11 protein-coding genes and 1 pseudogene are annotated in these 13,137 nt (G+C 73.1%); 5 read left to right on the forward strand and 7 right to left on the reverse strand.

The window, feature by feature from the left end; all coding sequences use genetic code 11:
• Positions 1-21: 21 nt before the first annotated feature.
• A complete protein-coding gene (locus QSK21_RS01270; RefSeq protein ID WP_285692909.1) occupies positions 22-1,863 on the forward strand; it encodes a glycoside hydrolase family 3 protein in 1,842 nt (613 codons plus the stop codon).
• Positions 1,864-1,881: 18 nt separating this feature from the next.
• Here the strand turns inward: QSK21_RS01270 and QSK21_RS01275 are convergent, their stop codons facing one another.
• A complete protein-coding gene (locus QSK21_RS01275; RefSeq protein WP_285692910.1) occupies positions 1,882-2,460 on the reverse strand; it encodes a YceI family protein in 579 nt (192 codons plus the stop codon).
• 161 nt (positions 2,461-2,621) lie between these two features.
• On the opposite strand from QSK21_RS01275, the gene QSK21_RS01280 reads away from it, so the two are divergent.
• Positions 2,622-3,038 (forward strand): winged helix-turn-helix transcriptional regulator, encoded by a 417-nt coding sequence (locus QSK21_RS01280; protein ID WP_285692912.1) that lies wholly within the window; start codon positions 2,622-2,624, stop codon positions 3,036-3,038.
• A 1-nt stretch (position 3,039) separates the two neighbouring features.
• Here the strand turns inward: QSK21_RS01280 and QSK21_RS01285 are convergent, their stop codons facing one another.
• Positions 3,040-4,251 carry a site-2 protease family protein gene (locus QSK21_RS01285; protein ID WP_285692913.1) on the reverse strand — a complete coding sequence of 404 codons (1,212 nt, stop codon included), beginning with the start codon at positions 4,249-4,251 and terminating at the stop codon, positions 3,040-3,042.
• A gap of 103 nt (positions 4,252-4,354) precedes the next feature.
• On the opposite strand from QSK21_RS01285, the gene QSK21_RS01290 reads away from it, so the two are divergent.
• Entirely contained in the window at positions 4,355-4,627 is a 273-nt protein-coding gene (locus tag QSK21_RS01290) for a hypothetical protein (protein WP_285693316.1), read from the forward strand.
• 6 nt (positions 4,628-4,633) lie between these two features.
• On the opposite strand, the gene QSK21_RS01295 is transcribed toward QSK21_RS01290, so the two are convergent.
• Positions 4,634-5,245, reverse strand: a complete 612-nt coding sequence (locus tag QSK21_RS01295; protein ID WP_285692916.1) for an MBL fold metallo-hydrolase — start codon at positions 5,243-5,245, stop codon at positions 4,634-4,636.
• Positions 5,242-8,409 (reverse strand): acetyl-CoA carboxylase family protein, encoded by a 3,168-nt coding sequence (locus tag QSK21_RS01300; protein ID WP_285692917.1) that lies wholly within the window; start codon positions 8,407-8,409, stop codon positions 5,242-5,244. The genes QSK21_RS01295 and QSK21_RS01300 overlap by 4 nt, the downstream gene beginning before the upstream one ends.
• Here QSK21_RS01300 and QSK21_RS01305 point away from each other — a divergent pair.
• Entirely contained in the window at positions 8,396-8,617 is a 222-nt protein-coding gene (locus QSK21_RS01305; RefSeq protein WP_285692919.1) for a hypothetical protein, read from the forward strand. The two genes, QSK21_RS01300 and QSK21_RS01305, sit on opposite strands and share 14 nt — an antisense overlap.
• A gap of 51 nt (positions 8,618-8,668) precedes the next feature.
• Positions 8,669-9,724, forward strand: coding sequence for a methyltransferase (locus QSK21_RS01310; RefSeq protein WP_285692921.1), 1,056 nt, complete (start codon positions 8,669-8,671; stop codon positions 9,722-9,724).
• On the opposite strand, the gene QSK21_RS01315 is transcribed toward QSK21_RS01310, so the two are convergent.
• From QSK21_RS01315 to QSK21_RS01325, 3 genes and pseudogenes are all read right to left on the reverse strand, one after another.
• Entirely contained in the window at positions 9,721-10,683 is a 963-nt protein-coding gene (locus tag QSK21_RS01315; RefSeq protein WP_285692923.1) for a quinone oxidoreductase family protein, read from the reverse strand. The two genes, QSK21_RS01310 and QSK21_RS01315, sit on opposite strands and share 4 nt — an antisense overlap.
• 163 nt (positions 10,684-10,846) lie before the next feature.
• Positions 10,847-12,049, reverse strand: a pseudogene (gene metK / locus QSK21_RS01320) (methionine adenosyltransferase); the annotation flags it as partial.
• 1 nt (position 12,050) lies between these two features.
• On the reverse strand, positions 12,051-13,136 hold the full coding sequence (locus QSK21_RS01325) for a uroporphyrinogen decarboxylase/cobalamine-independent methonine synthase family protein (RefSeq protein WP_285692925.1): 1,086 nt from the start codon (positions 13,134-13,136) through the stop codon (positions 12,051-12,053).
• Between the last annotated feature and the right edge of the window lies 1 nt (position 13,137).

A 13,137-nucleotide genomic window follows, 5' to 3' on the forward strand; every position in this document is an offset into this window, starting at 1 on the left:
CGGGGGGCGGAGGGAGTCGTCATGTCCCGTCCCCGTGCCCGCGGGCGCCGTCCCGCCAGGCCCTTCGCCGCGCTGCTGGCGGGGCTCCTCACGGTGACCGGTCTCGCCGCGCCCGACGCCCACGCCGGCGGCAAGGACCCGCGGCTGCTCAGGCTCATCCGGTCGATGACGCTCGAGGAGAAGGCGGCGCAACTCTTCGTCCTGCAGGTGTTCGGAAAGAGCGCCGACACCACCGACCCCGCGGACGTCGCGGCGAACCGCAGGCTGTACGGGGTCGACAACGCCGCGCAGGTGATCGCCCGCTACAAGCCCGGCGGGTTCATCTACTACGCCGCCAGCCCCGCGAACGTGGAGAGCCCGAAGCAGCTCGCCGCGTTCTCCAACGGGATCCAGAGGGCGGCCATGGCGCAGCGCAACCGTATCCCCGCGACCATCGCCATCGACCAGGAGGGCGGCATCGTCGCGCGGGTCCCACCGCCCGCGACCCAGTCGCCCGGCAGCATGGCGCTGGCCGCCGGACGGAGCACGGACGACGCCAGGACCCTCGCCCGCATCACCGGGCGGGAGCTGCGGGCCATCGGCGTCAACCAGGACTACGCGCCCGACGCCGACGTGAACGTGAACCCGGGGAACCCGGTGATCGGCGTGCGGTCGTTCGGGTCCGATCCCGCGCTGGTGTCGCGGATGGTCGCGGCCCAGGTCGACGGGTATCGGTCCGGCGGGGTGGCCGCCACGATCAAGCACTTCCCCGGGCACGGGGACACCACCACCGACAGCCACACCGGCGTCCCCCGGATCGGCCACACCAGGGAGGAATGGGAGCGGATCGACCTGCCGCCGTTCCAGCGCGCGATCGCCCGGGGCGTGGACTCGATCATGACCGCGCATATCGTGGTGCCCTCGCTGGACCCGTCCGAGGACCCGGCCACGCTGTCCCGGCCCATCCTGACCGGGATCCTGCGCCAGCGGCTGGGCTATGACGGCGTCGTCGTCACCGACGCCCTGGACATGCAGGGCGTCCGCGACAAGTACGGCGACGAGCGGATCCCCGTCCTGGCGCTCAAGGCCGGGGTGGACGTGCTGCTCAAGCCCCCGGCGGACGCGTCCGGCAACGGGGTGTTCCCCCGCCAGCTCGCCGCGGTCGTGGACGCGGTGAAGAGCGGCGAGCTGACCGAGCGCCGCATCGACGAGTCGGTGTACCGGATCCTGCGGCTCAAGCAGCGGCGCGGCCTGTTCCGCGACCCCTATGCCGACGAGTCGACGATCGACCGGGTGGTGGGGAAGGCCGCCCATCTCGCGGCGGCACAGCGCGCCACGGACCGCACCACGACGCTGGTCAGGAACGAGGCGGGCCTGCTGCCGCTCGCCCCGGGGGCGCGGAACGTGCTGGTGACCGGGTGGGGCGCCACGACCACCGCGACGCTCGCCGGCGAGTTCGCGGCGCGCGGCGCCACCACCACGGTCAGGGAGACGGGGCTGAGCCCCGGGCGGGCGGCGATCGACCAGGCCGTCGCGGCCGCCGAGGGCGCGGACCTGGTGGTCGCCGTCACCAACCGGGCCTGGGACGTCAAGGAGGAGTCCGGCCACAACGGTCCCGGGCAGATGAACCTCGTCAAGGCCCTGGTCGCCACCGGGAAGCCGGTGGTGGTCATCGCCGCCCGCGATCCGTACGACATCGCCTACTTCACCGAGGCGCGGACGTACGTGGCGACGTTCTCCTACACGGCCGAGGCCCTGCGGTCGGTGGCCAAGGTGCTGTTCGGCGAGATCGACCCGAAGGGACGGCTGCCGGTGACGATCCCCGTCCGGGACGGGTCCGCGACCCTCTACCCGTTCGGCCACGGCCTGGGCTACCGGCGCTGACACCTGGGCCAGGGCGGGTCAGTCCACGTTCAGGACCGCCTCGATCTCCAGGACGACCTGGATGCGCTCGCTCAGCCCGAGGTTGCCGCCGGGGATCGTGGCGCGGTCGCCCACGCCGAAGTCGGTGCGGTCGATCTCCCCGGTGGCGGTGAACCCGGCGCGGGCGCCCTTGAACGGGTCGTCCTTCCGGAACGGGTCGGGTCCGAACCCCTCGATCTCCAGGTCGAGGGAGACGGGCTTGGTGATGCCGCGCAGCGACAGGTCCCCGTCCAGGACGAACCCGTCGTCGGTGGCGCGCAGCCCGGTCGACTGGAAGGCCATGGTCTTGTGCCGCTCGACGTCCAGGAAGTCGGCGGAGCGGACGTGCTGGTCGCGCTGGGCGTTGCCGGTGTCGATCGAGCCCAGGTCGATGGTGGCGGAGACCGTGGACTCCAGCGGGTTCGCCCCGGTCACCAGCGTGCCCTCGAACGTGCCGAACCGGCCCCGCACCTTGCTGATCATCAGATGCCTGATCGTGAAGCCGACGGTGGAGTGGAGCGGGTCGATGGTCCAGGTTCCGGCGACATAGCCGGGGATCTCGACAAGTCGGGTCGTCATGGTGTCTCCTGGAGGTGGTTCTGCATAGTGAGTAGGTTCCCTTCCATGCCTTAGTTCCGTTTGCGTTGCCGCTTCCGGAAGGGAACCATCCTCATCGTGCAGCCGCCTCGCACGACCCACAAGAACGCACTTTCGGATGCCCTGGGCACCTGGAGATAACCATGAAGCGCAACGACCCGCGCGGTTCCGTATCGCTTTCGGCGACCGAGCCGAGCTGCCGAGGACGCGAGGTCCTCGAACGAGTGGGCGACAAGTGGTCCCTGCACGTGATCAGCGTCCTGAACGAACGCACCATGCGGTTCGGCGAGCTGCGCCGCTCGGTCGACGGGATCAGCCAGCGGATGCTGACGGTCACGCTGCGCTCGCTCGAACGCGACGGAATCGTGCACCGGACGCTCTACCCCGAGATCCCGCCGCGGGTCGAGTACGGGCTCACCGCGCTCGGCAAGACCCTCCTGGAGGCCGTCAGCACGTTCATCCAGTGGGCCGAGACGCATGTGGACGAGATCGACGCGGCCCGCGCCGAGTACGACGCCCGGAACGGCCAGGCGAACGGCGCGACCGGCGCGACCGGCTGACCTAGGCCGCCCTGCCGCGCTCGCCGTGCGAGACCAGGTCGCCTCCGCGCGGCGGCCACCGCGTGTGCCCGCCGGGGCCGGGGCCGTTCAGCTCCTTCACCTGCACCGCGCGGCTGATGTCGCTGGGCGTGACCACGCCGAGGACGCGCTGGTCGTCGTCCAGGACGACGGCGCGGCCGTCCGTGCAGCCCGCCATCCGGGGCAGCAGGTCGACGAGGTGCTCCTTCGGATGGGTGGTCGGCACCTCGCCCCGCGGGCAGGCGATGTCGGCGAGCCGGCGGCTGCCGCGCTCGCCGGGCGGGACGGCGCGGACGCGGTTCAGCGTCACCAGCCCGGCCAGGCGCCCGTCCCGGACCAGCGGGTACGTGGAGAACCGGTGGGTCAGCACGGTCTCGTCGATCAGCTCGCCCACGGACTGCTGAGGGTCGGCCACGGTCGGCCGGGGCGTCATGATCTCGCCGACCTGGATCCCGCTGAGGGCCGCGTTGATCCGGGTCTGCTGCTCCTCGGCCCGCGCCGCGGAGATCAGGAACAGGCCGATCAGGGCCAGCCACAGCCCGTCGAAGCCCCCGCCGAACACGAACATCAGGACGCCGCCCACGATCAGCAGGAAGCCGAAGGCCCGGCCGGCGCGGGCGGCGGTGATCGCGGACCTGACCCGGTCGCCGGTGCGCCACCACAGCGCGGCGCGCAGCACCCGCCCGCCGTCCAGCGGCGCCGCCGGGATGAGGTTGAACACCGCCAGCAGCACGTTGATCCCGGCCAGGTAGGCGCACACGCCCACCACGAGGCCCGCCCCGATGGCGTTCGCGAGCACCAGCGCGACCAGCCCGGACACCACGCCCAGCGCCAGGCTGGCCAGCGGGCCGACCACCGCGATCAGCAGGTCGGCGGCCGGTGTGCGCGGCTCGCCGCGCAACTGGGCCACGCCGCCCAGCAGCCACAGCGTGATGCCGCCGACCTCGATCCCGTTGCGGCGCGCGACCAGCGCGTGCGACAGTTCGTGCACGAGCAGCGAGGCCAGCAGCAGCACGGCGCTGATCAGGCCGGCCGCCAGGTAGGCGGCCAGGCTCCTGCCCGGGTAGACGTCCGGGAAGAGGCCGAGCGTCAGCCCCACCACCACGATCGCGACGATCACCAGAACGCTGACGTTGACGCCGATCCTGATGCCGCCGATACGGCCAAGAGGGATCGAACCACCCAATGCACCCACGAAACCGGCGTACCCAGGTCACACGCGGTTGCACCGGATCTTCCCGGGTATGGGGCTGTTTTCCACAGAAGCTGAACAACGGTGACCATGAACAACGGTGACCATGGGGGGAACGAGCATGGTGCGCAAGAAGATGGAGGGGGACGAGACGCAGCGGCGTAAGAGGGCCCGGGAGGCACGGGCCGCGGGGTCCTCACCGAGCGCCGAACACGTCACCACGGGCGCGTCCAAGCAGCTCCACACCCGTCCCGAGCATGAACGGCACCACCACGCCGAGCGGCTCGACAGCATTCACGAGGGCAAGCAGCAGGACTTCGGCCCCGACCCGAAGCCGGGCTACGGAGAGCCCTCGTCCAAGCGGCACCGCGACGACTGACCGGCTTCACGCGCGGTAGGCGCGCCCTTCGACACCCCATTCGCCGAAGGGCGGGTTCTCGCCTCGGTCGATGGCGCGGATGCTGGGACGCCCGATGTGGGCGAACACCAGGCGCCGCACCCCGCGGCGCCGCGCCTCCTCGGCGGTGGCGAGGGCGGAGGCGTGGCCGCCGACGCCACGGGCGAACCGGATCGGCCGCCGCCACCCGGCCGCGTCCGCGAACATCAGGTCCGCGCCGCCCGCCCACGCGGGGAACTCCCAGAACTCCGGCGCCCAGACCGTACGGGCGCCGCCGGACTCGATCAGATAGCCGTAGGCCGGATGGGACGTGTGGACGACCGGCCGCGGCCCGATCCTCACGCCCGCGCGCTCGAACGCCGCGACGGCGGGCTCGACGCCCAGGCCGCGCTCCCGGCACACCCGCCGGATCTCGGGCATCAGCTCGGCGCGCCCGTCCGACACCAGCCAGGCCGCCACCGGGCCGGGCGGTGCCGCCTCCTCGCCGCCGTCCAGCATGACGCGGTACCGCCCGTACCGGACCAGCAGCCCGGCGGGCCGGAACCGGGGCGAGTTCATGGCGCCCACGCCCAGCAGCTCGAACGCCGCCGCGCGTGTCACCGGGTGAGCGCCTGGACCAGGACGGTACGGGTCTCGGCGGGGTCGATGACGTCGTCGATCTCGAAGGCCGCTGCCATGCTGAGGGCCTTACCCCGTTCGTAGGACTCGGCGACCAGCTCCTCGTACCGGGCCTGGCGTTCGGCGGGGTCGTCGATGGCCTCCAGCTCCTTGCGGTAGCCGAGGCGGACCGCGCCTTCCAGGCCCATCCCGCCGAACTCGCCGGTCGGCCAGCTCACCGTGAGCAGCGGGGCCTTGAAGTCGCCTCCCGCCATCGCCATGGCGCCCAGCCCGTAGCCCTTGCGCAGGACGACCATGCACACCGGGACGGTGAGCCGCGCCCCGGCCACGAACATCGCGCCGAAGCGGCGGACGGCGCCCGTCCGCTCGGTCTCGGGTCCGACCATGAACCCCGGCGTGTCGCAGAGGGAGACGACGGGAAGCCCCTGGGACTGGCAGAGCGTCAGGAACCGGGTGGCCTTGTCGGCGGCGTCCCCGTCGATCGCCCCGCCCAGGTGGCGGGGGTCGTTGGCGATGATCCCGACCGGGATCCCGCCGATCCTGGCCAGGGCCGTGACGATCCCCGCGCCGAAGCCCGCCCGCAGCTCCAGGACGCTGCCGGTGTCGGCCAGCGTCTCGATCACCGGCCGCACGTCGTAGACCCGCAGCCGGTTCTCCGGGACGAGATGCCGCAGGAGCCGCTGGTCGGCGCAGTCCCAGTCGTCCACGGGCCCCGCGAAGTAGGACAGGTACCGGCGGGCCGCGGCGACGGCCGCCGCGTCGTCGGGCACGAGAAGATCGACCACCCCGTTGGCCGCCTGCACCGGCATCGGCCCCACGTCGCCGGGCGCGACGACGCCGAGGCCCCCGCCCTCGATCATCGCGGGGCCGCCCATCCCGAGGCTCGCCTCCTCGGTGGCGATGATGACATCGCACACCCCGGCGAGCGCGGCGTTGCCCGCGAAGCAGTAGCCCGAGACGATCGCGACCGTCGGCACCCGTCCCGACAGGGCGGCGGCCATCCGGAACGTGGTCACGTCCAGGCCCGCGACGGACGCGGTGTCGGTGTCGCCGGGACGCCCGCCGCCGCCCTCCGCGAAGATCACCAGCGGCAGGCCGCGCCGGGCCGCCACGTCGAGCAGGCGGTCGGTCTTGCGGTGGTTCTGGAGGCCCTGCGTGCCCGCGAGGACCGTGTAGTCGTAGGACATCACCGCGCACGGCCGTCCCCCGATGGTCGCGGTCCCGGCGACCAGGCCGTCGGCGGGGGTGTTGGCGATCAGGTCCTCCAGCGAGCGGCGGCGGCGCTGCGCCGCGATGGCGAGCGCGCCGTACTCGGTGAAGCTGCCGGGGTCGCACAGGTCGGCGAGGTTCTCCCGCGCCGTGCGCCGCCCCGCGTCGTGCCTGCGCCGCACGGCCGCGGGACGTCCCTCGTCCAGCCCGACGCGGTGCCGCTCGACGGTCTCGGCCAGGTCCGGGCGGACGCGGTCGAGGTCCACCTCGGCGGGGCCGGACGCCTCGGCCGCGAGCGCGGCGTCCTCCTCCAGGAACGCCACCGGCGCCGCGGCGGGCACCACGTCACCGGCCTTGACCGGCACGTCCCGCACGATGCCCGGCACGGGGGCCGTGACGACGTGCTCCATCTTCATGGCCTCAAGGACCAGCAGTTGCGTTCCCGCGGGGACGGCGTCGCCCGGCGCGGCGGAGACCTCCACCACGACCCCCTGCTGCGGGCTCAAGACCGGCACCGTCCCGGAGGGCGCCACCGCCGGGGCGCCGGGAGCCTCTTCGGCCGCCTCGGTCAGCTCCGCCAGGTGCGCTTCCACGAAGTCGGTCGTGGCCGCCGCCGTGCCGAGCTCGGGACGGTCCAGCAGGGCGCGCAGCAGCGGGAGGTTGGTGTCCACCCCCTCGACGGCGAAGGCCGCGAGGGCGCGGGACGCCCGGCGCGCGACGCCGCGCGGCGAGCCGCCCGGATCGGTGACGATCACCTTGGCGAGCAGCGGGTCGTACCGGGGCCCGACGGTGTCGCCGGTGCGGCCGTGGGTGTCGACGCGCACGTTCCGCCCGGTCGGCGGCTCGAACCGGGTGAGCGTCCCGGACGCGGGACGGACGGTGCCGTCCGCGAGCAGCGTCTCGGTGTTGACCCGCGCCTGCAAGGCGATGCCGCGCACGGCGGGCGGCGACGCCAGGCCGAGACCGGCGAGGGTCGCGCCGCCCGCGACCAGCAGCCCGGTCTCGATCAGATCGACCCCGGTGACCTCCTCGGTCACCGTGTGCTCGACCTGGACGCGCGGGTTGACCTCAAGGAACGCGACCTCCGTGCCCGCGACCAGGAACTCGACGGTGCCGGCGCCCCGGTACGACAGCGCCCGGCCGAGCGCGAGCGCCGCCTCCCGCAGCCGCGCGGCCACGTCCGGGTCCAGGTCGGGCGCGGGTGCGATCTCGATCAGCTTCTGCCGCCGCCGTTGCAGCCCGCAGTCCCGGTCGGCGAGGTGGACGACCGCGCCGGTGCCGTCCCCGACGATCTGGACCTCGATGTGGCGGGCGCCGCGCAGCAGCCGTTCGACGTAGAGGGAGCCGTCGCCGAAGGCGCGCTCGGCCTCGGACGCGGCGCGCTCGAACGCCTCGGGCAGCGCGGCCGGGTCGGACACGGGCCGCATGCCGCGCCCGCCGCCGCCCGCGACCGCCTTGACCATGACGGCGCCGTGGTCGTCGAGGAAGGCGCGCGCCGTCGCCAGGTCGGTGGGTCCTTCGGTGGCGTCGAGCAGCGGGATGCCCAGGTCGCGCGCCAGGCGGCGGGCGCGCGTCTTGTCGCCGAGCAGGCGGAGCGTCTCGGGGCCCGGCCCCACGAAGGTGAGGCCGGCCTGCTCGCACCGCTCGGCGAACGCGGCGTTCTCCGAGAGGAACCCGTAGCCGGGGTGGACGGCGTCGCACCCGGTCCGTGCCGCCGCCTCGACGATCGCGGCCGCGTCCAGGTAGGCGGCGGGGCCGGAACCGTCCAGCGGGACGGCCTCGTCGGCGAGCCGCGCGTGCGCGGACCCGGCGTCGTCCGCCGCGTACACCGCCACGGACGGCACGCCCAGCGCAGCGGCGGCGTCCATGATCCGGACGGCGATCTCGCCCCGGTTGGCGACGAGCAGCCTGCCGAGGGGTGGGGTGGTCGGAGGCACGTGCGTCCTTTCCCTCCCGGACCGGATCCTCCCGGACCGGTACGAGCGGTACCTTACGTCCTCGCCCCGCCACCGCCGCGTCCACCTCGCTCCCACGAGACCTCGGCGCCCCGTCCGGTCGATGGTCTCGGCCGTCGGCGGCATCCGGCTGGGCCGGCACACGCTGCAACGCATCGGCGGCCTGGAGAGCCTGGTGGACGAGCGCTGAGCGCGCCGCGGGGGTGGGTATGCCCTGGTGATGCGCGGGGAGGTGGGACGTATGGACGACGAGATGCCGCAACCGGCGCCCGAGGCGCTGTTGCTGGACATGACATGGGGGACGCTGGTGTCCCAGTCCCTCAGCGCGGCGGCCGAGCTGGGGGTCGCCGACGCGCTGGCGGACGGGCCACGGGCCGTCGAGGACATCGCCGCGGAGGTGGGGGCGGACGCGCCGTCCCTGTACCGCCTCCTGCGGGCGCTGTCGGATCTGGGGGTGTTCGAGGAGCTCGACGGGCGGCGTTTCGCCTCGACGCCGCTGGGCGAGGCGCTCCGGGACGGCGTGCCCGGGTCGCTCCGAAACTGGGCGATCATGCTCGGCCGCCCGTTCCACCGCTACGCGTGGACGGGCCTGGTGGACAGCGTCCGGACGGGACGGTCGGCGTTCGAGCAGGTGAACGGCCGCATCCTGATGGACTACCTGCGGGATCACCCCGAGGACGCCCGGATCATGGACAGGGCCATGACCGAGGTGTCGGGCGGGTCCGCGGTCGCGGCGATCGCCGCCCGCCACGACTTCGGCCCCGCCCGGACGGTGGTGGACGTCGGCGGCGGCCAGGGCGGGCTGCTCGCGGCGATCCTGGCCGCCAACCCGGGGATCCGCGGCGTGCTGTACGACCTGCCCGACGTGGTCGAAGGGCAGATCGTCGACGCGGCCGGGGTCGGTGACCGCTGCGACTACCGGGGCGGCAGCTTCTTCGACTCGGTGCCCGCGGGCGGCGACGTGTACGTGCTGTCGAACATCCTGCACGACTGGGACGACGACAGGTCCGTCCGGATCCTGCGGAACTGCCGCGAGGCCATGAACCCGGGCGGCCGGGTGCTGCTGGCCGAGGCGGTGCTCCCCGACGGGCGCGAGCCGTCCCGGGCCAAGCTGATCGACCTGGAGATGCTGGTCATCGCGCCCCGTGGCGCCCGGCAGCGCACCGAGAGCGAGTTCCGGGACCTGTTCGCCCGCTCCGGGCTGCGGCTGTCCAGGGTCATCCCGGCGGATGGGATGCCGTTCTCCCTCGTGGAGGCGGAGGCCGCAGGCACGGACCAGAGGACGGACGCGGGCTAGGGGATCAGCAGCAGCTTGCCGGTGGTGCGGCGGGCCTCGAGGTCCTCGTGGGCGGCGCGGGCGTCGGCCACGTCGTACCGGTGGCCGATGTGGACGCGCAGGTCGCCGGACGCGACCCACCCGTACACCGCGGTGGCCCGTTCGAGCAGTTCCTCTCGGGTGTGGGTGTAGTGGTACAGCGTGGGACGGGTGAGGAAGAGCGAGCCCGCGGTGTTGAGCCGCTGCGGGTCCACGGGTTCGACGCGCCCGCCCGCCGCGCCGTACAGCACCATCATGCCGCGCCGGCGCAGGCTGGCCAGGCTGCCGTCGAAGGTGGGCGCGCCGACGCCGTCGTAGACGACGGCCACGCCCTCGCCGCCGGTGAGCCGCCGCACCTCCTCGGCGAACCCGTCGTAGCCGACGATCTCGTCCGCCCCGGCGTCCCGGGCCGTCTTCTCCTTCTCCGGTGTGGAGACGGTTCCGATGACCCGGGCGCCGAGGAGTTTGCAGAGCTGGACCAGCAGCAGGCCCATCCCGCCCGCCGCGGCGTGCACGAGGACGGTGTCGCCCGGCCTCACCTGGTCCGTGGACCGCGTCAGGTACTCCGCCGTGACGCCCTGCAACAGCGAGGCCGCCGCGACTTGCAGGTCCACCTCGTCGGGGACGGGCACCACCAGATCGGCCGGGACGGCGGCGTACTGCGCGTACGATCCGGGCACGTTGACCCATGCCACCCGGTCGCCGACGGAGAAGTCCGTCACGCCCTCACCGAGCGCCGCGACGGTGCCGGCGCCCTCGACGCCCGGCACGTACGGCGTCGGCTGCGGGTAGGCGCCCGTCCTGAAGTACACGTCGATGTAGTTGACGCCGCTCGCCGCCAGTTCGATGAGCACCTCGCCCGGACCGGGGACGGGGTCCTCGCGTTCGGTGGCCTCCAGGACCTCGGGGCCGCCGTTACGGCTGACGACGATCGCGCGCATACTGTGCTCCTGCGGACGTACGGTACGTTTCGTCAGACCGTAGCCGGTTTGGCATCCGCCGTCAGTTCACCCCCTGAGGGGACGACCCCTCAGACTCCCCGGCAAGAGCAGGACTGACCGACCCCCTCCACTCCGCTGGCGCTCCGCTCCGGGTGCCGGTCAGTCCCGCAGCTTCCCGCAGCGCGTCGGCCCGGTCGGTGCGCTCCCACGGCAGGTCGACGTCGGTGCGGCCGAAGTGCCCGTACGCGGAGGTCGGCGAGTAGATGGGGCGGTGCAGTTCCAGATAGCGGCGGAACGCGGCGGGGCGCAGGTCGAAGTGGTCGGCCACCAGCTTCTCGATGACCTTGGGGCTGACCCGCTCGGTGCCGAAGGTGTCGACCAGCACCGACACCGGCCTGGCCACGCCGATCGCGTAGGCCACCTGGACCTCGGCGCGCTTGGCGAGCCCCGCGGCCACGATGTTCTTGGCGGCGTACCGGGCGGCGTAGGCGGCGGACCGGTCGACCTTGGAGGGGTCCTTGCCGGAGAACGCGCCGCCGCCGTGCCGGGCGTAGCCGCCGTAGGTGTCCACGATGATCTTGCGTCCGGTCAGGCCCGCGTCGCCCACCGGGCCGCCGATCACGAACCGTCCGGTGGGGTTGACCAGCAGGTCACGGCGCAGCGCCTCGGGGTCGTAGAAGCCCTCGGGAAGGGTCGCGGTGACCACGTGCTCCCACAGGTCGGCGCGGATCTGCTCGTTGTCCGCGTCCTCGGCGTGCTGGGTGGAGATCAGCACCCGCTCGACCGCGACCGGGACGTCGTCCACGTAGCGGACCGTCACCTGGGTCTTGCCGTCGGGACGCAGGTAGCCGATGGTGCCGTCCTTGCGGACCTCCGCCAGCCGCCGGGCCAGCCGGTGCGCCAGCGCGATCGGCATCGGCATCAGCTCGGGGGTGTCGTCGGTGGCGTAGCCGAACATCATCCCCTGGTCGCCCGCGCCGGCCCGGTCCAGCTCGTCCTCGGACTGGCCGCCACGGTGCTCGTGCGCGGAGTCGACGCCCTGGGCGATGTCGGGCGACTGCTTGTCCAGGGCCACCAGCACCGCGCAGGAGTTGCCGTCGAAGCCGTACGCGGGGTCGTCATAGCCGATCGCGTTGACGGTGTCCCGGACGATCTTGGTGTAGTCGAGCTGCTCCGGCGTGGTGATCTCACCGGCCACGACGACCATGCCGGTGGTCAGCAGGGTCTCGCACGCCACCCGCGAGTTCGGGTCGGCGGCCAGGGCGGCGTCCAGGACGGCGTCCGACACCGCGTCGGCCATCTTGTCCGGATGCCCCTCGGTGACGGACTCGGAGGTGAAGAGGTAGTCGCGGGAAACGGCCGGCATATCAGGCTCCTTGCGCGAGTGGTTCGGTGATCGGCGTGGACGTGCTGTCGGTGGCGGGGCCCAGTTCGCGGCGGACGGCCGCGGTGCCCTCCACCATGGCGGCGAGCTTGGCCCTGGCGACCGCCCCGGTCAGGTTGCGCAGGCCGCAGTCGGGGTTGACCACCAGCCGGTCGGCGGGCACCAGCTCCAGGGCGTTGCGGATCCGGTTGGCGATCAGCTCGGGGGTCTCCACCTCGGCGCTCTTGACGTCCAGGACGCCGAGGCCGAGGTCGCGGTCCCAGCCGAACTTGCGCACGACCGGCAGGTCCTCCTGGCCCTTGCGGGCGAACTCCAGCACGAGCTGGTCGACCGTGGTGTCCAGGACGGCGGGGAACAGGAAGTCGTAGTGGCCCTCCCACAACGGGCGAGCGTAGCGGTTGCCGTAGCAAACGTGCAGCGCCCAGGTGACGTCCACGCCCTCGGTCACCACATTGATCGCCTCGATCGCCGTGACCACCTGGTCGGGGTAGCCGGCCAGGAACGGTTCGTCGATCTGGAGCAGCGTCGCGCCGCGCTCGGCCAGGGCGCGCGCCTCGGCGTTGAGCATCCGCGCCAGCGCGCGCACCAGCTCGCGGTCGTCCCGGTACGCCTCGTCCCGCACCCGGCGGGACAGCGAGAACGGGCCGGTGAAGGAGAACTTGATGGGCGCCGAGGTCTGGGACGCGGTGAAGGCGTAGTCGTCGGCCAGCCTCAGCGGCGGCGCGTCGAAGGAGCCGGGCAGCGGGGCGGGCAGCGTCGCGTCGTAGTAGTCGAAGGAGAAGTCCTTGGACGTCTCCGCGAGCCGGATGCCCGGGGTGCGCGCGAGGAAGTAGTCGATGTCGTTGTCGCGGCGCAGCTCGCCGTCCGACACGATGTCGATGCCCGCCAGCTCCTGGTCGCGCAGCGCCGCCTTGATGGCCATCTCGTGCACGTCGGTGAGCTGCGCCAGGCTCATCCTGCCCCGGTAGTAGTCGGTCTTGAGGCGTTCCATCCACTCGGGCACCGGATACGAGCCGACCACGGTGGTCGGCAGCAACGGCACCCCCGCCATCGCCTTGCCGTGCGCCATC

The organism is Actinomadura sp. NBRC 104412, from assembly GCF_030269515.1.
Classification (GTDB): Bacteria; Actinomycetota; Actinomycetes; order Streptosporangiales; family Streptosporangiaceae; genus Spirillospora.